Annotated in this window: 16 protein-coding genes; 4 read left to right on the forward strand and 12 right to left on the reverse strand. The window is 73.3% G+C overall.

Features of this window, described 5'->3' with window-relative positions; translation table 11 throughout:
• Positions 1 to 1142 precede the first annotated feature (1142 nt).
• The 6 genes from MT347_RS17780 to MT347_RS17805 all read right to left on the reverse strand — a co-directional run bounded on the left by MT347_RS17780 (position 1143) and on the right by MT347_RS17805 (position 9979).
• Entirely contained in the window at positions 1143 to 1559 is a 417-nt protein-coding gene (locus MT347_RS17780) for an amino acid transporter (RefSeq protein WP_243502677.1), read from the reverse strand.
• Positions 1556 to 2188: an acyl-CoA synthetase gene (locus tag MT347_RS17785; RefSeq protein WP_243502678.1), complete on the reverse strand. Its 633-nt coding sequence runs from the start codon at positions 2186 to 2188 to the stop codon at positions 1556 to 1558. The genes MT347_RS17780 and MT347_RS17785 overlap by 4 nt, the downstream gene beginning before the upstream one ends.
• Before the next feature lie 303 nt (positions 2189 to 2491).
• Positions 2492 to 3685: a hypothetical protein gene (locus MT347_RS17790; RefSeq protein WP_243502679.1), complete on the reverse strand. Its 1194-nt coding sequence runs from the start codon at positions 3683 to 3685 to the stop codon at positions 2492 to 2494.
• The gene (locus MT347_RS17795) at positions 3678 to 5891 is read right to left on the reverse strand and encodes a TOMM precursor leader peptide-binding protein (protein WP_243502680.1); all 2214 of its coding nucleotides are present in this window, start codon (positions 5889 to 5891) and stop codon (positions 3678 to 3680) included. The genes MT347_RS17790 and MT347_RS17795 overlap by 8 nt, the downstream gene beginning before the upstream one ends.
• 411 nt (positions 5892 to 6302) lie before the next feature.
• Positions 6303 to 8144 carry an amino acid ABC transporter ATP-binding/permease protein gene (locus MT347_RS17800; RefSeq protein WP_243502681.1) on the reverse strand — a complete coding sequence of 614 codons (1842 nt, stop codon included), beginning with the start codon at positions 8142 to 8144 and terminating at the stop codon, positions 6303 to 6305.
• Positions 8141 to 9979 carry an ATP-binding cassette domain-containing protein gene (locus MT347_RS17805; RefSeq protein WP_243502682.1) on the reverse strand — a complete coding sequence of 613 codons (1839 nt, stop codon included), beginning with the start codon at positions 9977 to 9979 and terminating at the stop codon, positions 8141 to 8143. Before MT347_RS17805 ends, MT347_RS17800 begins: the two co-directional genes overlap by 4 nt.
• A gap of 37 nt (positions 9980 to 10016) precedes the next feature.
• Between MT347_RS17805 and MT347_RS17810 the strand changes: the two genes are divergently transcribed.
• From MT347_RS17810 to MT347_RS17820, 3 genes are read left to right on the forward strand one after another with little or no spacing between them, the layout of a single operon-like run.
• Positions 10017 to 11099, forward strand: a complete 1083-nt coding sequence (locus MT347_RS17810; RefSeq protein WP_243502683.1) for an iron ABC transporter permease — start codon at positions 10017 to 10019, stop codon at positions 11097 to 11099.
• 23 nt (positions 11100 to 11122) lie between these two features.
• Complete coding sequence (locus MT347_RS17815; RefSeq protein WP_243502684.1) at positions 11123 to 12100, forward strand: ABC transporter substrate-binding protein; 978 nt, start codon at positions 11123 to 11125, stop codon at positions 12098 to 12100.
• Positions 12093 to 13025, forward strand: a complete 933-nt coding sequence (locus MT347_RS17820) for an ABC transporter ATP-binding protein (RefSeq protein ID WP_243502685.1) — start codon at positions 12093 to 12095, stop codon at positions 13023 to 13025. The genes MT347_RS17815 and MT347_RS17820 overlap by 8 nt, the downstream gene beginning before the upstream one ends.
• A 138-nt stretch (positions 13026 to 13163) precedes the next feature.
• Here MT347_RS17820 and MT347_RS17825 read toward each other — a convergent pair whose 3' ends face one another.
• The gene (locus tag MT347_RS17825) at positions 13164 to 13529 is read right to left on the reverse strand and encodes an LPXTG cell wall anchor domain-containing protein (RefSeq protein WP_243502686.1); all 366 of its coding nucleotides are present in this window, start codon (positions 13527 to 13529) and stop codon (positions 13164 to 13166) included.
• A gap of 264 nt (positions 13530 to 13793) precedes the next feature.
• Here MT347_RS17825 and MT347_RS17830 point away from each other — a divergent pair, with 264 nt between their 5' ends.
• Entirely contained in the window at positions 13794 to 14201 is a 408-nt protein-coding gene (locus MT347_RS17830; RefSeq protein WP_243502687.1) for an NUDIX domain-containing protein, read from the forward strand.
• A gap of 194 nt (positions 14202 to 14395) precedes the next feature.
• On the opposite strand, the gene MT347_RS17835 is transcribed toward MT347_RS17830, so the two are convergent.
• From MT347_RS17835 to MT347_RS17855, 5 genes are all read right to left on the reverse strand, one after another.
• A complete protein-coding gene (locus MT347_RS17835; protein WP_243502688.1) occupies positions 14396 to 15883 on the reverse strand; it encodes an SDR family oxidoreductase in 1488 nt (495 codons plus the stop codon).
• Between the two features lie 52 nt (positions 15884 to 15935).
• The gene (locus MT347_RS17840; RefSeq protein WP_243502689.1) at positions 15936 to 16313 is read right to left on the reverse strand and encodes a hypothetical protein; all 378 of its coding nucleotides are present in this window, start codon (positions 16311 to 16313) and stop codon (positions 15936 to 15938) included.
• A 29-nt stretch (positions 16314 to 16342) separates the two neighbouring features.
• Positions 16343 to 16972, reverse strand: a complete 630-nt coding sequence (locus tag MT347_RS17845) for a nucleotidyltransferase family protein (RefSeq protein ID WP_243502690.1) — start codon at positions 16970 to 16972, stop codon at positions 16343 to 16345.
• Positions 16973 to 17263: 291 nt separating this feature from the next.
• Entirely contained in the window at positions 17264 to 18427 is a 1164-nt protein-coding gene (locus MT347_RS17850) for an acyltransferase (protein ID WP_243502691.1), read from the reverse strand.
• 175 nt (positions 18428 to 18602) lie between these two features.
• Positions 18603 to 19259: a HEAT repeat domain-containing protein gene (locus MT347_RS17855; RefSeq protein ID WP_243502692.1), complete on the reverse strand. Its 657-nt coding sequence runs from the start codon at positions 19257 to 19259 to the stop codon at positions 18603 to 18605.
• Positions 19260 to 19448: the final 189 nt, after the last annotated feature.

The raw sequence follows: 19448 nt of genomic DNA on the forward strand, positions 1-19448 counted from the left end.
CTTCACACTCCGCAAAACGCTGAACACAGCCACGCCCCTCAATCAGGGTGTTGCACTGACCCAATGAGACCGCCCTCTCGCAGACTCCTCCGCTCACCCGATGCCCTCCACTCGTCACCGCCGCGCCGCGGCTGGAAACCGCGCACGGGTGGATGAGGCGTAGGGCGGTGGCGGTCCGGTGCGAGGCCGGGCCGGGGCGGTGCCGGTCCGGTCCGGTGCGGTCCGGTGCGGAGCGGAGGAGATACGGCGACGAGAGGATCAGCTCCGCTCGCAGACTCCTCCACTCACGCGATGCCCTCCACTCGTCACCGTGCCGCGCCGCAGCCGAAAACCGCGGCCGGGCGGTCCGGTGCGGTGCGGAACCGGGCCGGTGCGGTCCGGTGCGGTGCGGAACCGGGCCGGTGCGGTGCGGTGCGGTCCGGTGCGGAGCGGAGGAGATACGGCGACGGGAGGATCAGCCCCGCCCGCAGACTCCTCCGCTCACCCGATACCCTCCACTCGTCACCGCGCCGCGCCGCAGCCGAAAACCGCGGCCGGGCGGTCCGGTGCGGTGCGGAACCGGGCCGGTGCGGTGCGGTGCGGTCCGGTGCGGAGCGGAGGAGATACGGCGACGGGAGGATCAGCTCCGCCCGCAGACTCCTCCGCTCACCCGATGCCCTCCACTCGCCACCGCACCGTGGCTGAAAACCGCGCACAGCCTCCACTCGCCACCGCGCCGCGGCTGAAAACCGCGCACAGGTGGATGCAGCGTAGGGCGGTGGCCGTCCGGTACCGGGCCGGTGCGGTCCGGGGCGGTGCGGAGGAGATACGGCGACGGGAGGATCAGCTCCGCTCGCAGACTCCTCCGCTCACCCGATGCCCTCCACTCGCCACCGCGCCGCGCCGCGCCGCGGCTGAACCGCGCACGGGCGGATGCAGGCGCAGCGCGCAACGCGCGCGCGTGGCCGGCGGCGGACCGCAGCGAAGGGCGAGCGCAACCAGGCGCAGCACGGGGCCGCGCGCGGGCACGCGTGCCGTGAGAACCGGTGGGGAGCGGAGGAGATGCGGCGACCGGAGGATCGATTCCCCCCGCGTAGTCCTCCGTACACCCCACGCCCTCCGCCCGTCACCGCAGGAGGGCAGGCGCAACCGGGCAGCGCGCGTCAGGCCTTCGGGGTGGCCGCGTCGTCGTCGGGCGTCTCGGCAGACGGCCGCACGGGCTGCTCCGACGCCGCGGCGGCCGCAGGCCCTGCAGCGGGGTCGGTCGTGGAGGCGCCGGGCGTCGCGGCATCCGGAGCGTCCGTCGGCAGGAGCAGCGGACGATCGACGGTCGCGGTGACCTTGGCCGGGTCGACGGCGAGCAGCATGAGCGCGACGCTCACCAGGACGACGATGAACGTGGCACCGGCGGCGACGAGCGCGACGATGAGAGCGTTCTGGATCTGGTCGGCGGGGCGCGACTGGAAGAACCCCATCGACATGAGCGTGACGAAACCGGCGAACAGGGCGGCGACGAAAGCCAGACCGAGCAGCTGGACGGGCTTCATCAGGTCTTTGCGCGTGGTGGGCTTGTCGGTCATGACGCGGCCTCCTCAGGGGATACGGCCGCGACGGGCTCGGGGCGACGCGGCGAGAAGCCGGCGATCGCGAGGAACACGGCGATGACCGCCGCGTAGCCGCCGAAGAGTCCCACGGCGATGGTGATGCCGGTCAGCGTGAACGAGCCCGCCCCGGTGATGTCGTAGTCGAGCGCGTACTGCATCGGTGTGAGCAGCAGCACGACCGCCAGCACGAGACCCAGGATGCCGATGAGCACGCCGTCTCGCGTATGGGCGGTGCGGCCGGCCTTGCGGTCGCGCAGCGCGCCCAGCAGTTCGATGAGGCCCGAGACGAAAGCCCAGGCGATGACGACGCCGAAGAACACGCCCGTCGTGCGCCACCCGGCGACGCTGGACACCATCCCGGCGAGGATCGAGACGGATGCCAGCAGGACCGGGATCATGCGCTCCCCGCGCGGGAACACCAGCCACGCCGAGAGGCCGAAGACCAGCCCGGTGGCGAGCGCGAAACCGCTGAAGACGCCGAGGCCGAGGGCGGCGGAGTGATCCGAGGAGAACGTCACCATGACGGCGGCGAGCGCGGCGAAAGCGGCGCGCGAAAGCTGAAGGTGGCGAATGTCGAAGGCACGCGCAGGGGAGGAAGTGGTCACGGAGTGTCCCGGAAAGGCGGAGTGGATGGCATCCAGTCTATTCCTCGGCACCTGGGCGGCCCCCGCGGAACCTCGACGGCGAAGGAGCGAGCTCGTGAGGGGCGCCACCGACCCGCGGCGGCTCCGGCGCGCGGGCGCCGGGCGCGGACGGCGAGTACGGCGGTGAGCATCACCACGGCGAGCACCACCACGGCGAGCGCCGCGGCCTTCAGCGCGACCTGGACGCCCGTGGCGAAGGGTGCGGCGGAGCCGATCTCCTCGGCATCCGGCGCGTCGGTGACGTCCTGTGGGATGCGGCGGAGCTCACCACCCGGGGTAGGGAGTCTGCCGCTCGGCGGCGGGGGTCGGCGCGCGACCGGTACGCGCCGCGGCCCGGGCGACCAGTGCGGGGTCGAGCCGGAAGGCGCCCCAGGGAACGGGGACCGCCGCGGGCGAGAACATCCGCACGACACCGGCGTCGGGGGCGAGGGCGACCGTCCACGTCTCGACGGGCTCCGCCGCCACGGTGGGCGCATCGTCGTCGACCGCGTCGAGACGCCGCCGCACGTCGGCTCGCACCCCCGGGTCGAGGCTCAGCTGCACGTGGGCGAGCGGGTCGAGGAGGCGGCGGCGATCGACGACCCCCTCGGGGGCGTAGCGCCGGTCGGGACGATGCCCCACGACCCCGGGCGCCGACAGCGACACCGCCGGATCGTCGAGCGCGCGGGCGATCACGAGCTGCCAGAGCGCCTGGGCGATCGCGGCACGCTGGGCCGCGGCATCCAGACCGACACCGCCCCCGATCGTCAGCGCGACACCGTCGTCGACGACGGCGAGCGTGACCGGGGCCAGAACGCCGCGGTCGAGGCGGCGCAGGGTCAGACCGAGGTCGGCGTCGGCCCACAGTCGCCGCACCTCGGGCGACGGGTCGACGGATGCCGCGCGCGCGAGGCCCGTCCACCAGCACCACAGCGCGTCGTCGATCACGATCGAGCGCCAGGCCGCGTCGGACGCCGCGACCGGGTCGACTCCGGCGCCGAAGCCACCCAGGAGCGGGGGATGCGCGAGCGGTTCGTCGGGACGCGCATCGGCGGGGCGGGCGATGGCGAGGGTGTACGGCATCCATCCCTCGGCCGCTCCCGATGCGTCGTCGCGCCGAGCGCGCACCCAGAGGCGCGGGGCGTCGTCATCATCGTCGGCGAGGGGGAAGCCGGGGAGGGCGCGCTCCGCGGGGTCGACCCAGCCGAGCGCTCGGACCCGCAGCACCGGGCCGCCCTCGGCGACGAGCTCCCGCGCCGTCGCCCGACGCGGGACGAGCTGGCCGTGATCGGCGGACCACCAGTGCCGGCGCACCGCGGCGTCGACGAGCTCATCGTCGATCCCCTCGGCGAGGTCGACGACCACCGCGTGCGCGTCGACGCCCGCCGCCGCGGGCAGGGCGACCTGCAGATGCTGGAACGCCGATGGGAAGGGAGCCGGATGCCGCAACCGCACGGGGCGGGCGACGAGCTCACGCATGCGGCAGGGGGAAGAGGTTGATCTGCGACTCGTCGAGCGCCTCCGCGCGCCAGCCGAGGTCGACGGCGACGCGCTGCACCCGCCCGTGCCCGAGGAACGGGAACGCCGCGGGGGCGTTGCCGATCGTGCCCGGCGCGATCACGCGGACGACGCTCAACCCCGCGGCGGCGACGTCGGGGGTGGTGATGTCGACGACGATCGGCTCGACGTCGGCCCGTTCGAGCGCGGCGACCATCGTGGCGCGCGAGCGCTCGGCCAGCCGCGGAAGTGCGTCGAGCGGACGGGTCGCCGTCGGCTCGAGCAGGGGGCGCATGCGATCACCGGCGCGGGGGTCGAGGTACACCTGCTGCTGCACCATCAGGTCGTCGCAGTCGTGCATGTCGGGGCGGAAGTCGTCGAGATAGCGACGATCGGCCCGCCACGGCTTGAAGGCCCGGCCGTTGAGTTCACCCTCGGTCATCACGCGCCAGTGCAGCCCGTCGGCGTGCAGCAGGTCGCGCGAGCCCTCCTGCAGCGTGTACGCCTCGGTCAGGGCCTTGGATGCCGCGGAGCCGAAGTCGCGACGCGCCGAGAAGCCCACGTTCACCAGGCGCGCATCGTCGTCGTGCAGCACGGCGGCCGCCACCGGGACGCCGAACTCGTTGTCGAGGTGCACGAAGGATGCACGCATGCCCGCGACGAGCGGAGGAGCGGGCACCCCCTCGACGCGCGGCAGCGGCTGGGCGTTCAGCCACCACACCATGGTCGCGTGGCGCTCGACGACCTCTTCGATCGCGCTGGTGACCGCGAAGTCCTCGCTCGGGCCGGCCGCGATGCCGGCGAAGGCGCAGAAGTTGGTCGGGGGCGCGGCGGCCACGTCGGCCGAGTACCAGTTGACGTAGACCATCGATGCCGGCACCCACACCTCGCCGCCCGTCAGCGCGGAACGCCCCGGCACCCAGTGCACGGGCAGGTCCGAGTCGAGAGGGACGAAGGGGAAGCCGGGGGCCGCGTACTGCCGCTCGCTGTAGAGCACGAGCCGACGCGGATCCAGGGCGGGAACCCCCGAGCGGCGCAGCTGGGCGAACGACCCGTGCCGCACCGGCAGGGTGTCGAGGATGTTGCCGCAGTAGCGCTCCACCGACTCGCCCACGGCGGCGGCGTGCGCCGAGGCGGCATCGTCGAACGCCGAGCCCTGGCACAGCACGTTGTTGGCCCACGAGGTCACCGCGCGGATGTCGGCGACGTCGGCCTGTCGCGTGACCAGGCCGGCGGGGACGCGCTCATGATGGCGCACGTCGCGGATGCGCGTGATCACCCCGGTGCGCTCGTCGACGAGATCGTCGACGTCGTGCGCGCGATGGCGCGTTCGCCGGTGCGGCAGCGGCAGCACGGGGTGCGCGGCGCGGCGCACGACGCCGTCGTCGAGCCACAGCTCGTGCACCACGTCGCCGGGGGCCGCGTCGAGCCCGCCCCGCGCCACGGCGTCGGCGGCGGTCGCGGCCAGCTCCCACATCGCATCGAGCAGGGCGGGGAGGTCGGCGGCATCCGGTCCCTGGTCGCCGCCCACGGCCGGAGTCCGAAGCGCGCGGTGCACTTCGGCGTTGCGGGCGGATGCCGTGCGGCGCGCCGCCGCGTCTTCGTACGACGCTCCGACCCCGGGCGTGACCAGCGGGCCGACCCACAGCCGCCCGCGCGACAGCTCGACGGCGAGCCAGGGCACGCGCAGGTCGTGGCAGATGCGGTCGAGGTCGACGAACTCGCGCTCACGGCCCCCGCGCAGGGCGACGACCAGCAGGCGGGAGGTCGAGAAAGCCGCGGTCGCGACGGTGCGGGGAGCCGCGACCGGGGCGGACTGCACGTCGTCGTCGCCGCGCAGGCGCGCGCGGGCGGCGGCCACGACGTCGTCGTCGCCCGCCAGCACGGCGCGGACGGCCGGGCCGGCGGCGGGGCGCGACGAGGGCACGGATGCCACGGGCGCGACCGCGGGGCCGGCGGCGGCGAGCAGGGGTCGGAGTCCCTCGGCGGCGGCCGCGAACTCGGCCCCGATGAGGTCGTCGCGGCCCTCGTGCCACGCCCAGAGCAGCACCTGCACGACCGCGGCGGGCACGTCGACGATGTGGTGCTGCTCGGCGACGGTGACGAGGCTCCGTCGCTCGTCGAGAGGGCGCACCTCGACGCCGGTGCGCGCGGGGCGGGCGTCGGTGACGAGCGGAATGGGGGGCATGGGCGGTCTCCTCGGGTGGGGGTACTGGGGGGTCCGGGCCCTTCGACGGGCTCGGGGACCTTCGTTGCAATTCAGAAGAACCTGCGTTGCGGCTCACGGACCTCAGCTGCGACTCCGGACCCGCGCTGCGGAACGGAGCGGTCGCTGAGCCCGTCGAGGCGCCCGCGTTCGACCCCGGCGGGTGGGTCTTGGACCCTTCGACACGCTCAGGGGGCCGCGGTGCGGCGAGGTAACGGCATCCGGAGGCCGGAAGAGACGCGCGGGCCCGGCCGGAGCCGGACCCGCGCGCGGGCGCTCAGGCCCAGGCGAACGACGTGGCCACGTGGCCGTGGTGGTTCGAGTTCGGAGCGAGCACCGACTCGGCGGCGCGCTGCTCCTCGACTGCGACGATCGTGATCTGCGACATGTGTGTCACCTCCTCTCGGGGTCGGAATGGGCGGATGGGCTCTGGGAGGCGCCGTCGACGACAGCGCGATAGCGCGGCGACCGCGCGCGCAGCTCGTCGTGCGGTCCGGTGTCGGCCACGCGCCCGCCGTCGACGAACAGCACGCGGTCCATCGCCCGCATGAGGGTCGGGCGGTGGGTGATCGCGATGGTCGTCCGACCGGCGCGCGCGAGAGAGAGCGCGGCGAGGAACTCGGCCTCGGTCGCGGTATCGAGGCTCGCGGTGGGCTCGTCGAGCACGAGCACAGACGGCTCGCGCAGCAGCGCGCGGGCGAGCCCCAGCCGCTGGCGTTCGCCGCCCGACCAGGTGGCTCCGCGCTCGGCGAGCAGAGTGTCGAGCCCGTCGGGCAGGCGACGCACGTGCGCGGCGAGGCGCGCACGCTCGAGGGCGTCCCAGAGGGTCGGGTCGTCGGCATCCGGGGCCAGCAGATTGTCGCGCACGCTCGCACGGAACACGTGCGGCTGCTGCGGCACGAGCACGACCCGACTGCGGGTGTCGGCTCCGGCCTCGGCGGCGGTGTCGACGTCGTCGATGCGCAGGGTGCCGCGGCTGGCGAGCAGCCGAGTCAGGACGAGGGCGAGGGTGGTCTTGCCGGCGCCGCTGGGACCGACCACGGCGATGTGCTCGCCGGGCGCGACGCGCACGTCGGCGTCGACGAGGGCCGCGGATCCGACGCCGGGATAGGCGGCGGTGAGGGCGCGGGCGTCGATCGATCCCGGATGCCGGGCCCCGGCGCGGGGGTCGGCGCCGGCCCCGAGAGGGGTCGGGTCGCCGTCGTGCGGAGACGGGTCGACGGGCCCCGGGTCGTGAGCACCCTCGCGCATGACCGGGTCGACCGGCCGCACGTCCGGAGCCCGCAGCACGGTGTCGACGCGCCGAGCCGCCTGGGCCGTCTCGCCCACGCGGGCGAGCGCGCCCGCGGCGATGGCCGCGGGGCCGAGGGACGCCGCGGCGAGGACCACCAGGGTCGGGGCGATCGCGGCATCCGCTCCCCCGGCGACGGCGGAGCCGACCAGCAGCAGGGTCGTCAGCAGCACGGCAACGGTCATCGCGTCGGTGCACGCCTGCTCGACGCCCGCGCGAAGCGCCAGGCCGCGGCGTGCGCGCTGCACCGCCCCCGTCTCGTCGGCCACCGCGCGGGCTTCGGCGTCGACCCGACCGAGCAGGACGACGTCCCGGGCGGCGGAGCGGGCCGCGAGCACCCGCGCCGACACCCGCGCCAGCGCCGCGCGCAGCTCCTCGCCCTGCCGACCGGCGCGACGGACGAACGACAGCGGAATCAGCACCAGTGCGACCTGCGCGGGAACGAGCAGCAGCCACACCGGCCCGAACAGCACGGCGGCGGTCGTGTCGATCACCGCGCACGCGAGCACCCCGGCCGTCACCTGGGCGACGGTGTGGGCGGCGAACCACTCGAGAGCCTCGACGTCGCCCATCGCCGCCGCCACCGTGTCGCCGGTGCGGCGGCGGGCGAGGCCGACCGGGGCCAGCCGGGCGATCGTGCGGTGCACGTCGAGGCGCAGCGCATCGATCACGCGGTAGGCCAACACGTGCGCGAACCACTGCTCGCTCCAGGCCGCGAGACCGGCGACCACGACGCTCGCGACCACCGCGGCCACGAGGGCGATGGCTGCGGCGCGCGCGGGGTCTCCGGCGGTCACGAGCGACGACGCGGCCGACACCGACAGCACCGACACGGCGACCGCCGCGAGCATGCCGACGATCACGACGGCGACGACGCCGAGGAAGAGTCCGCGGCGACGCCGCAGGTGCGGCAGCAGCATCCCGAGGGGGCGGAGCGCGCTCACGCGGGGGCTCCGTGCGCAGCGGGGACGACGGCTTCGGCCTCGGCGGTCGGGTCGCCCTCCGCGGCGAGCAGCCGCGCGTACGCCCCGCCGCGCGCCCGCAGCACGCGCGGGTGGTCGGTCTCGACCACGCGGCCGTCCACCACGACGATCACCCGGTCGGCGGCCTCGGCGACCGCGAGGCGGTGCGTCACAGCGACGATCGCGTCGTCGGGGTGTGCCGCCCGCAGCGCCGAGACCAGACGCGCCTCGGAGGCCGGGTCGAGGGCCGAGGTCGCCTCGTCGAGCACGAGCACCCTGCGCTGCTGCGCGTCGCCGCGCGCGATGGCCACGCGCTGACGCTGCCCGCCCGAGAGCACTCCGCCGCCGTCGCCGAGCGCGGTGTCGAGGTCGAGCGCCGTCTCACCGGTGCCGATACCCGCACGGGCGGCGATCGCCGACACGTCGACCGCGCGCGAAGCCCCGGCCCCGACCCCGACCCCGAGCAGGATCTCCGACCGGACATCGCCGGTGAACAAGGCCGGGTCCTGCGCGACGAGGGCGACCCGCGCGCGCAACTGCTCGGCAGCGGCGGCCGCGTCCATGCGGGCATCCCGCGCCGGGCTCCCCGGCGCACCGGAGTCGCCGACGCCCGACACGCGACCGAGAATCCGCTCGCCGCCGAAGGTGATCTCCCCCGCCTCGGCCGGCAGCACGCCCGCGAGGACGGCCGCGATCGAGGACTTGCCCGCCCCGGTGGGGCCGACGATGGCGGTCAGCCCGGCGTCGATCCGGAAGGTCGCCTCGGTCACGGCATCCGTCTTCGCCCCCGGATGCCGTGCCCGAAGCCCCTCTGCGACCAGCGGCAGCGCCACCGCGGCGCGGTCGACCGCGGGCGCATCGCGCCGTCCGCGGTCGGCTGCGACGAGGTCGAGCACGGGCGGGCCCGAGAAGGTGCCGAGGTAGCCCGCGTGCCAGGCCGCCGAGAGTTCCCGCAGCGGCCGGACGAGCTCGATCGACAGCAGCACCGCCGCGAACACCGCGAAGGCACCCAGATCTCCGCCGCGCACCGCGACGAGCACCAGCACGAGAGCCGGCACCGCGAGCAGGGCGAACTGCGACAGGCCCGATTCGATGAGCGAGACGCTCAGCTGACGCAGCGTCCGCCGCAGCAGGGTGTCGGACGCCGCGGCGAGCTCGCGCTCGCGTCGCCGCTCCTGCCCGAAGGCGACGAGCGTGGTCATGCCGTGCATCGAGTCGACGAACTCCGCGTGCAGCTCCTGATACGCCTCCCAGTGGTCGCCGCCGCGCTTCGCGAGCACGCGATCCCAGAGCCGGGGCGCCAGCGGCAGAACAGCCGCGGCCACCACGGCGACGACGCCGATGAGGGGGTCGACGAGCACCAGCGCGGTGCCGACGCCGGCGAAGACGATCCCCGTCACCGCGAGCTGAGGGACGTAGGACGACAGGTACGCGTCGAGGTTCTCGACTCCGTCCACCACGGTGGCCTGGTCGCCGCCGCTGCGGCCGTGGCCGGGCCGGGTCGCGGAGCGCTCGATGAGCGCGGCGAAGGAGCGGGCCCTCAGGTCGCGTTTGACGGCATCCATCGCCCGGTGCGCCACTGCCGCTCGCACGAGTGCCAGCGCCGGGCGCACGAGCAGCACGGCCGCGAGCGCCCCCAGCACCGGCAGAAGCGCCGCGTCGACGAGCGCGGACCCGCGCAGCAGAGCCGCGAACAGCTGCGACAACAGCAGCGCCTGAGTGGCCCAGGTGAGCGAGATCGCGACGCCGATCGCGACGAGCAGCACGAGAGCGCTGCGGTGGCCGCGCCACAGTCGGAGGAGGCGGAGGTGCACCATGTCAGCGCACCTTCTTGAGAATGGTTATCATTACGGCATGACCGTAGAAGCTTCCGCCGACGACGTCAAGTCGGCGCCGCGAACGCCCCGCCGCACCGCGCGCGCCGCGGTGACGATCGCGCTGCTCGTGGCTGCGGTGCCGCTGGTGGTCGTGCTCGGTATGGCGGTCGGGCAGGTCGTGCTCGCACCCGGCGACGTCGTCGACGCCCTCGGACGGGGGCTGACCGGCCAGCCCGCGACGACGGAGGCCGCCCGCCTGGCCGACACCGTCGTCTGGCAGCTGCGCGCCCCCCGGGCGCTCCTGGGCTTCTGCGTCGGAGCGATCCTGGCCCTGAGTGGCGCGGCCCTGCAGGCCGTGGTGCGCAACGACCTGGCGGATCCGTATCTGCTCGGAATCACCTCCGGCGCGTCCCTCGGGGCGGCCGCGGTCATCGCGCTGGGGGTCGGAGCCCTCGCCGGCACGATCGGCACGTCGGGCGGGGCGTTCCTCGGCGCCCTGCTCGCGCTGGCCATCGTGCTCGTGCTCGTCGGCCCCCGCCGCCGGCTGGGATCGGGGCGGCTCGTGCTGGCCGGCCTCGCCGTCGGCTACGCGCTGTCGGCCGTCACCAACCTCATCGTGGTGCTCTCCGACAATCGGGACGCGATCCGCGCCATCACCTTCTGGATGCTGGGATCGCTCGGCCAGGCCGCGTGGGACGACCTTCCCCTCGTCGCCGCCGCACTCGTCGCGGCCCTGGGCGTGCTCGTGATGTGGGGGCGACGATTGGATGCCATCGGGCTCGGCGACGACGTCGCCCGCAGCCTCGGAAGCGACCCCGATCGGCTGCGCCGCCACGTCGCGATCGTCACGGCCGTGGCCATCGCCGCCGCCGTCGCCGTCAGCGGATCGATCGGCTTCGTCGGTCTCGTCGTGCCGCACCTGGCCCGCGGGCTCGTCGGCGCCACGCACCGCCTGCTGCTTCCCACGAGCGCTCTGCTCGGCGGCATCCTGCTCGTCGCCGCCGACACCCTCGCCCGCACGGTGCTGGCGCCGCGTGAGATCCCGCTCGGCATCCTCACCGCCCTGCTCGGCACCCCGTTGCTGCTCCTCCTCATCGCGCGCCGCACCCGCGACGCCTGACCACCCCACCCGAAAGGAATCCGATGCTCTCGCTGCCTCGCCCGGCCCTCGCCACCACCGCCCTCGTGGCATCCGCTCTCGTCCTCAGCGGCTGCGCCGCCCCCGCCGCCACGGCGCCGCAGGCGTCGGCGGACGGGACGTATGCGGTCACCGTCACCGACTGCGGAGAACCGGTGCAGATCGATGCGCGCCCCGAGCGCGTTCTCACCGTCGGCACAGCCGCCGTCGAACTGCTCGACGCGGCAGGCGCGAGCTCTGCCATCGCCGCGCGCACCGCGGAGTTCGGCGCCGCCCTTCCCGCCACCCTCACCGAACCGCCGTCCGACGACCTCATCGTCGACCCGGCCGACCCCACCACCGAGGCCATCATCGGCGCCACCCCCGACCTCGTCTTCGGCTACGGGCTGTTCACGGCCGACCCCGCGCAGGTGACGTCCGCCGGCATCCCGATCCTGACCGTCCAGGGCGAATGCGGGCACGATGCCACGACCGCGAGCGAGGCGGTGGGCCTCGGGACGATCACCGACGACCTGCGGCGCCTCGGCACCGTCTTCGGGACCGAGGCCACGGCCGACGCCGCCGCCGACGCGCTCGACGCCCGCGTGGACGCGGCCTCGCAGAAGAGCACCGGCGACTCGGCCGCCTGGGTGTACTACTTCTCGTCGGAGGACCCGATCTCGTCCTACGGCGGAGCCGGAATGCCCGCCGCGGTGCTCACCGCCGCCGGGCTCGCGAACGTCTACGCCGATCAGAGCGACGCGTACCTCACCGTCTCGGCCGAGAGCCTGCTCGCAGCCCAACCGACCTGGCTCGTGCTCACTTACGGCCTGTACGGCGAGACCGAGCAGCAGGCACGCGAGAAGCTGCTGGCCGAGCCCGGGATCACAGAACTGGATGCCGTCGAGGCCGGCCGGATCGTCCTGGTCAGCGCCGACACGTCGAGCCCGTCGCCGGCCGCGGTGTCGGGGCTGGAGCAGATCGTCGCCGGCACGCATGGCTGACGATCGGATGCCGCGGCCCGCGGCCGGTGTCTCGGGGGAAGCGGGTCGCAGGGCCGGCGGGTCGCTCGAGCCCGGGCGCGGGGTCGGCGCTCCGGCCCCGTCGGCTGCGGGCCACGAGGTCCCGCCCCGGCCGACGCCCGACCAGGGCCCGCTCACGCGCGACGCACGCCCCGCGATCCTCACGGCCGACGGCATCGCCGTCGCGCACGGGCGGCGCCGGGTGGTCGAGGGCGTCTCGTTCGCCCTCGCCCCCGGCGAGCGCGTCGCCGTCGTCGGGCCCAATGGCGCGGGCAAGACCTCGCTGCTGCGGGCGCTCGCAGGCCTCGCCCGACCGGCCGTCGGCCAGGTGCGCCTGCACGGTCAGGACATCTCGCGTCTGCGCGAACGCGAGCGCGCGCGGCACATCGCCTTCGTCGCGCAGGACGAGCACACCGACCTGCCCTACCGCGCCCGCGACGTGCTGCTTCTCGGGCGGGCCGCGGGCCGCGGTGACTGGCATCGCTACGACGGCGACGATCACGCCATCGTGGCCGAGGTCGCCGCCCGGTGGGATCTCACCGCCCTGCTGGACCGCACCCTCGACTCCCTCTCCGGCGGAGAGCGTCGACGCGTGCTGCTGGCCCGGGCCTTCGCGCAGCGGGCCGCTGTTCTCCTGCTCGACGAGCCGACGAACCACCTCGATCTGCGTCACCAGCACGCGCTGCTCGCGCACCTGCGCGACACCGCCGCGACAGCGGTGCTCACCCTGCATGATCTCGATCTCGCGGCGGCGTACTGCAGCCGCGTCGTCCTGCTCGATCGCGGCCGCGTGCTCGCCGACGGGCCGCCGCACACGGCTCTGTCCGCCGATCGCGTGTCAGCGGTCTACGGCGTCGCCGCCGCGTCCGTCCACGTCGGCGGGCGGGCGCGCATCCTCATCGGCTGAGCACGGTCGCGCGGTCGATGCCCCGCTCCGCCGAGCCCCACCACCGCGTGCGGGGTGAATGGCATCCCGACTCTTCCTCCGCACCCGCGCAGCCCGACGGATGTCCGCCGGCGATGAGCGGGGGCGACACCCCGGGCCTCAGACGCTGCGACGGCGACGGGAACGGATCGCGATTCCGGCAGCGAGGGACAGGAGCGCGAGCGCCGCGCCCCAGAGCCAGATCTCGCCGCCCGTGGCCGGAAGGGCGCCGGCCTGCGACCCCGGAGCGGCCGGGGTGGGGCTCGCGGTGGAGGCCGGTGACGCCGCGGGCGTGGGCGTCGTCGTGGGAGAAGGGGTCGCGGTCGGTGACGCCGTCGGAGGGGGTGTCGGAGCGCCGGTGCGGGCGGGGATCTCGACCGAGATGGTGATCGAGCCGTCCACCGAGTCCCCTGCCACTGCGCCGTGCGCAGCCAGTGGCGCCAAGAGGACGGATGCCGCCAGCACCGTCGCCATCGTTTTCGTCATCACCGTCGAACCTCCTCTCGCGAGTATGCCGGAAAAGGCCCATGCCGCGCGATGAATGAACACGAATGCGCCCCACTGATTGCGCAATGCACCCTCCATTCGGGTCGCCATGCGCGAGCCCGACCACGGAGAGCGAGGTCACTGCGGTTCGGCGGGCGTCGAGGCCCCCAGTGGTTGGTGTCCCCGGCGAGCGCGCCCGGGACACCGAACCGTCCGCGTGCCGACGGCGTGTTCCGACGCCGTCGCGGGTGCTACCGTGCCGAGGTGATCTCGGATGCCACTCCCCCTCGCCGCATCCATGTGTCGGCTGCGGTCATCACCGACGCGGACGGCCGCCTGCTGGTCGTACGCAAGGCCGGGACGACGGCGTTCATGCAGCCCGGCGGCAAACCCGAGCCCGACGAGACGCCGGCCGAGACCCTCGCGCGTGAACTCGCCGAGGAGGTCGGCCTGCGCGTCGAGCCCGAGCACCTCGAGCCGCTCGGACGCTTCACCGCGAGCGCGGCGAACGAGCCCGGCTTCGAGGTGGTCGCCGACGTGTTCCGCGTCGACATCGGCGAGCAGCAGCCGGTCCCGGATGCCGAGATCGCCGAGCTCCGCTGGGTCACCGCCGCGACGGCATCCGGAATCGAGATCGCCCCGCTCGCGCGGGAGTACTTCCTGCCCGCCTGACCGCGCCGCCGCCGCGCGCGGCCCGCACACCCCACTCGAATGTCCAGAACACCCGGACAGCGCCGAAAACGTCCGTGTGTCTTGGACACTCACCGTCGGCCGCGCGACCCACCGGCCCCGGGCACCACTGCCGGCCGGCGCGCACACCCACCGCCGGCCTGCCCGCACACGTCACGCAGACGGCCGCTCGCAGGTCACCAGGAGCTCTTGCGGTAGTCCTTCAAGAAGATGCCGAACAGGTCTTCGCCGGCCTCGCCGCGCACGATCGGGTCGTACACGCGGGCGGCGCCGTCGACGAGGTCGAGCGGGGCGTGGAAGCCCTCCTCGGCGAGGCGCACCTTGGTGAAGTGCGGGCGCTCGTCGGTGATCCAGCCGGTGTCGACCGCGGTCATGAGGATGCCGTCGGCCTCGAACATCTCGCGCGCGCTCGTGCGCGTCAGCATGTTCAGGGCGGCCTTGGCCATGTTCGTGTGCGGGTGGCCGGGACCCTTGTATCCGCGACCGAACACGCCCTCCATCGCCGAGACGTTCACGATGTACTTCCGGTCGGCCGTGGATGTCGCCATCGAGGGGCGCAGGCGACTGACGAGCAGGAACGGCGCGGTCATGTTGGCCAGCTGCACCTCGAGCATCTCGAGGGGCTCGACCTGGTCGACGTGCTGCGTCCAGCTGTTGATGCGGTCCTCGTCGGGGATGAGGCCGCCCGCGTCGATCGCCGTCCCGGTCAGCAGACGTTCGAGCGACGAGGAGCCGGCGGCCATCGCCTCGGCGGTGAGTTCCTCGGCGGTGCGGGCGGCCGACGCCAGGATGGGGTGCGCCGACACCGACTGCGCGAGCGCGAGCGGGTGCGCGTCGTTCGTGTGACCGAAGGTGACCAACTCGGGCAGCGGGCCGTCGGGAAGCGGTGCCAGTTCGGCATCCACCAGGGGTTTGTACGCCCCCGGCGAGCGTCGCACGGTCTGCGCGGCGTTGTTGATGAGGATGTCGAGCGGACCCTCGGATGCCACGGACTCGGCGAGACCGATCACCTGGGCCGGGTCGCGCAGGTCGATGCCGACGACCTTGAGCCGGTGCAGCCAGTCGGCGCTGTCGGGCAGCGACGAGAAGCGGCGCACGGCGTCGCGCGGGAAGCGCGTGGTGATGGTGGTGTGCGCGCCGTCGCGCAGCAGCCGCAGCGCGATGTACATGCCGATCTTCGCGCGGCCGCCGGTGAGCAGGGCGCGTCGACCGGTGAGGTCGGTGCGGGCGTCGCGCTTCTCGTGGCTCATCGCCGCGCAGTCGGGGCAGAGCTGGTGGTAGAACGCGTCGACGAGGGTGTAGTCCTGCTTGCAGATGTAGCAGGCGCGCGCCTTGATCAGCTCGCCCGCGAACGGCATCGACGTACGCGCGGCCAGGGGGATGCCGCGGGTCTCGTCGTCGATGCGATCGGCGGCCCCCGTTGCGGTGGCGGCGACCACCGCGCGGTCGGCGTCGGCGATGCGCTGACGCTTCTCTCTGCGCGACTGCCGCTTGACGTCCTTATAGAGCTTGCCGGTCTGGCGGCGCAGGGCGATGTAGGCGGGGTCCTCGGGGTCGAGCGAAGAAGCGGCGTCGATGACGCGCAGCGCGACCTCGAGCTCGGCCGGGTCGATGGATGCCGACCGCGCGGCATCGCGGTCAGGGAAGAGCTGTGTTTCGGGCACGGGGCATCGTATCGGAGCGTTGCTGAAGAGCAGGTGGGCCGGGCGTGTCGTCCTAGGACTGCATGATCCTCTCAGCTGCCTCGATGAGGCGGCTCGCATGCTGGACGAGTCGCGCGGCGTCATCGCGACCAGGCAGACGATCTCCGTAAGACTGCACGGACTTCGCCGCGATCAACGCATCAAGGTGCTTCGCCACCGACATGGTCGCCGCCTGAGAGAGGGCGGCGACCGCATCGCGATGCGATTCGCCGGCGACTTTGTACCCCAGGACGCGACCGCAGACCGCATCGCTCGCAGCGATTCCCGCGCTGACCGCGATCTCCGCGGCGTGCTTCCACTCGTGAGGACTGTCGCCACCAAGCTGCAACTCCGCGGAATCCAGACGCGTTCTTGCGTCTTGCATCCGAATGGCGACCGCGGCGGCATCCATACTCTGCCGACGCGAACTCATCCGCGGTGTCATCGCGTTCTCCAGGTCTCCGGCGGTGGTCCGAACAGGTGAATTCCCTCACGCTGGACGTTGGCGAGGAACACGTCTCCGTCGGACTGGCGGCGCAAGAACCCCCCGCGATCCATCGTGTTCACCTGGGCCGTATTCCCGGTCAGCTCCTCGATCCGCTCGGCGAGCCTCAGCGCGAGATCGGCACGCTCGTCCGTGTCGAAACCGTCGGGGAAGACCACGAGAACGTCGACGTCGGACTGAGGAGTCGAGTCCCGACGTGCCGTGGAACCGTAGAGTGTCGCGGTGACACGCCAGTCTTCCGGCACCTCGTCGGGCACTTCGTCGATGAAGAACAGCCGAATCTCTTCGATAGCGCGGTCGCGAGATAGCAGCGCTTCACCGACGGCTTTCCAGAGGACGTGCACGCGGTTGGGCCGATAGATGAGCGACGGAGGCCGCGACTCGACCGTCACCAATCCGACCGCGACCATGTCGGTCAGAGCCTTGTGCACGCTCGACGTCGATCCCACACCGGCGACCTTGTGCACCTGTCGGCCAGATAGTCCCGCATCCGTCCGACTGAGCACACGCAGCACCGCAGCCGCCACCTTCGACGTGAGCCCCTCGAGCGGTTCCGACAAGTTCATGTAGCGATATTGGCACGTTTATCTCGATTTCAGAACGGTTGTCTCGATTCGAAGACACAGCTTCCGTGGGCACCCTCGGTCTGGCGGGGCGGTGCTACTGCCTTCCGCCGCGACCCATCGGGTGTGCGCCGAGAGCGCGCGCAGCACTGCCAGAAGCACCACGACGTGAGCGGCGGTGCCGATGACGGCAAGCGAGAAGCCCCACGCGAGAAGACGGAGGACAGGTGCGGTCCGCAAGTCCGAGAACATCCGGCGAGCCTCGCCGTGCCGGGCGCCGCGTCCCGGACGGCCTCAGTCGCGATGCGGCGCCGGAGTCATGGCATCCATCCGACTCGCCTGACGCCGCGCACGGTCCCGGTCGTACCGCAGCAACCACCGCTGGGCGGGGATCTCGACCAGCTTGTGCATCGCCCACGCGATCGCCAGCGCGATGCCGAAGGCGGCGAGCGCCAGCGGCACCGCCTGTCGCCAGGGGAGTTCGGGGTGCCCGTCGGTCCAGCCCGACGACACCGACGCGATGACGAGCAGGTGCACGAGGTAGAACGCGAACGACAGTCGGCCGAGCTCCTGCCAGAGCGGCCGGGCGAGGAAGGTCGACCGGCCGCGCGCGTCGGCGTTCGCCAGCGAGGCGACGAGCAGGGCGAAGAAGCCGACGGTCGCGGCGAGCCCTGGGTGGATGTCGGTGCCGGGCACCATCGGCGCCTCCGACAGTGCGTAGCCGGCGACGGCCAGGGGCACCGCGATGCGGAGGCGCAGCGGCATCCATTCCCCCCGCTTCATCATCACGGCCAGGGTCATGCCGATGACGAACTCGGGCAGGCGCAGGAGCGGGGTGGATGCCGACGACAGCAACCCCGGCGCGAAGGCGGCGATCTGCGGGGCGAGCGCGACGAGCACCAGGGATGCCACGACCACCATCGTCAGCGCCCGGCTCGACGCCCGCACGAGGGGGCGGATGAGGAACGGGAAGCTGAGGTAGAAGAAGGCCTCGCACACCAGCGACCAGCTTGCGGGGTTGCCCGCCTGCCACCAGTCCGGCACCCAGCCGTTGACGAGAAAGACGTTGGCGACGAGGGGGGCCGCGCTGTCGGTGCGTATCTCGGGCACGAGGGTCGCCGCGGCGATCAGCGCGAGCACGACACCGACCACGTGCAGCGGGTAGATGCGCGCGACGCGATGCCACCAGAACGAGCGGGCGGTCTGCTGCGGTTTGTATCCCCACGCGAGCACGAAGCCCGAGAGGATGAAGAACAGCGTCACCCCGGTCTTGCCTGCTTCGAACAGCACGCCCCACACCACGCCTGCGTTGCCCCCGAAGTACTCGACCGCCATGAGGTGGTGTCCGAAGATCAGCAGGGCCGTCGCCCAGCGCAGGCCCGTGAGCGAAGGCAGGGTGCGGAGGTGATCGAGGGGTCCGGGAGCGGCTGCCTTCGGGGGTGCGACGGGTGCCGTCATCGTGCTGGTGATGGTCGCCTCCCCTCGTCGTGTGCGAGCGCGACCGCGTGATGATCGACGACACCGTTGGAGCCGACCTGAGCACGTGGAGTCGCGCAGACCTCCCGAGAAGGTACTCCTCCTCGGTCTGGAGGTTCCTGAAAAGGGTGGGGGTTGACCCGGGCGCGCGGTCGACTCAGTCGGGAGCAGGCAGCGCCCGCTGTGCCACGACCCGTCGCGCCTCGACCACGGCCTCGGCGAACTCGGTGTCGGGGTCGTCCATCACGATCGCGGTGGCCCGGGCGTGCGCGCTGACGACGTCGTAGGGCGACGCGGCCGCCCGCTCGACGACCGTCTCGGCACGGTATCCGATCACCGCGAAAGCCCGGCTGAGGCTGCGCTGGGTGTCGTGATCGCCGCGCCCGAATTGGGTGGCGAGCTCTTCGGCGAGCGATTCGTGCGCGTCGTCGGGAACGAGACCGGATGCCGTCCGCCACGCCGCCCGCGCCACCTCGGGATGCCGGTCGCGCAGCACCGCCGGCGTGATCACGGCGAACGCGGCGGGATCGCCGATCTTCGACAGCGTGTGCAGCGCTTGGCTCCGCGCCTGCGGCAGGTCGGAACCCACCTCGGGGAGCAGCGCCGCGACGGCTCTCGACGGCTCGTGCCGCGTGAGCGCCCACGTCAGCATGTCGCGCACGAAGAAGTCGCCCTCGACCGCGCACCGGGCCACGAGCTCGGCGATGTAGCTGTCGTGGGGCCGCGTCCCGGCGGCGAGCGCGGCCTGCAGCCGGGCCGAGGCATCGGACTGCGCGAGGGCCGCGCGGAGGCGTTCGGCGGGGGTGGAAGTCATGGTGTCTCTAGCGTTCCACGGCGCGAGAGGTGTGGGGGCGGCGGCGGGCGCGGTGGGGCACCGCTGACCGTTCCGCGGGGAGGATGTCCCGCGGAGGGAGGACCACAGCCGCGGGCGGTCTCATTGGGTCAGTGCAACACCCTGATTGAGGGGCGTGGCTGTGTTCAGCGTTTTGCGGAGTGTGAAGCG

Source organism: Microbacterium sp. VKM Ac-2923 (assembly GCF_022815605.1).
Taxonomy (GTDB): domain Bacteria; phylum Actinomycetota; class Actinomycetes; order Actinomycetales; family Microbacteriaceae; genus Microbacterium.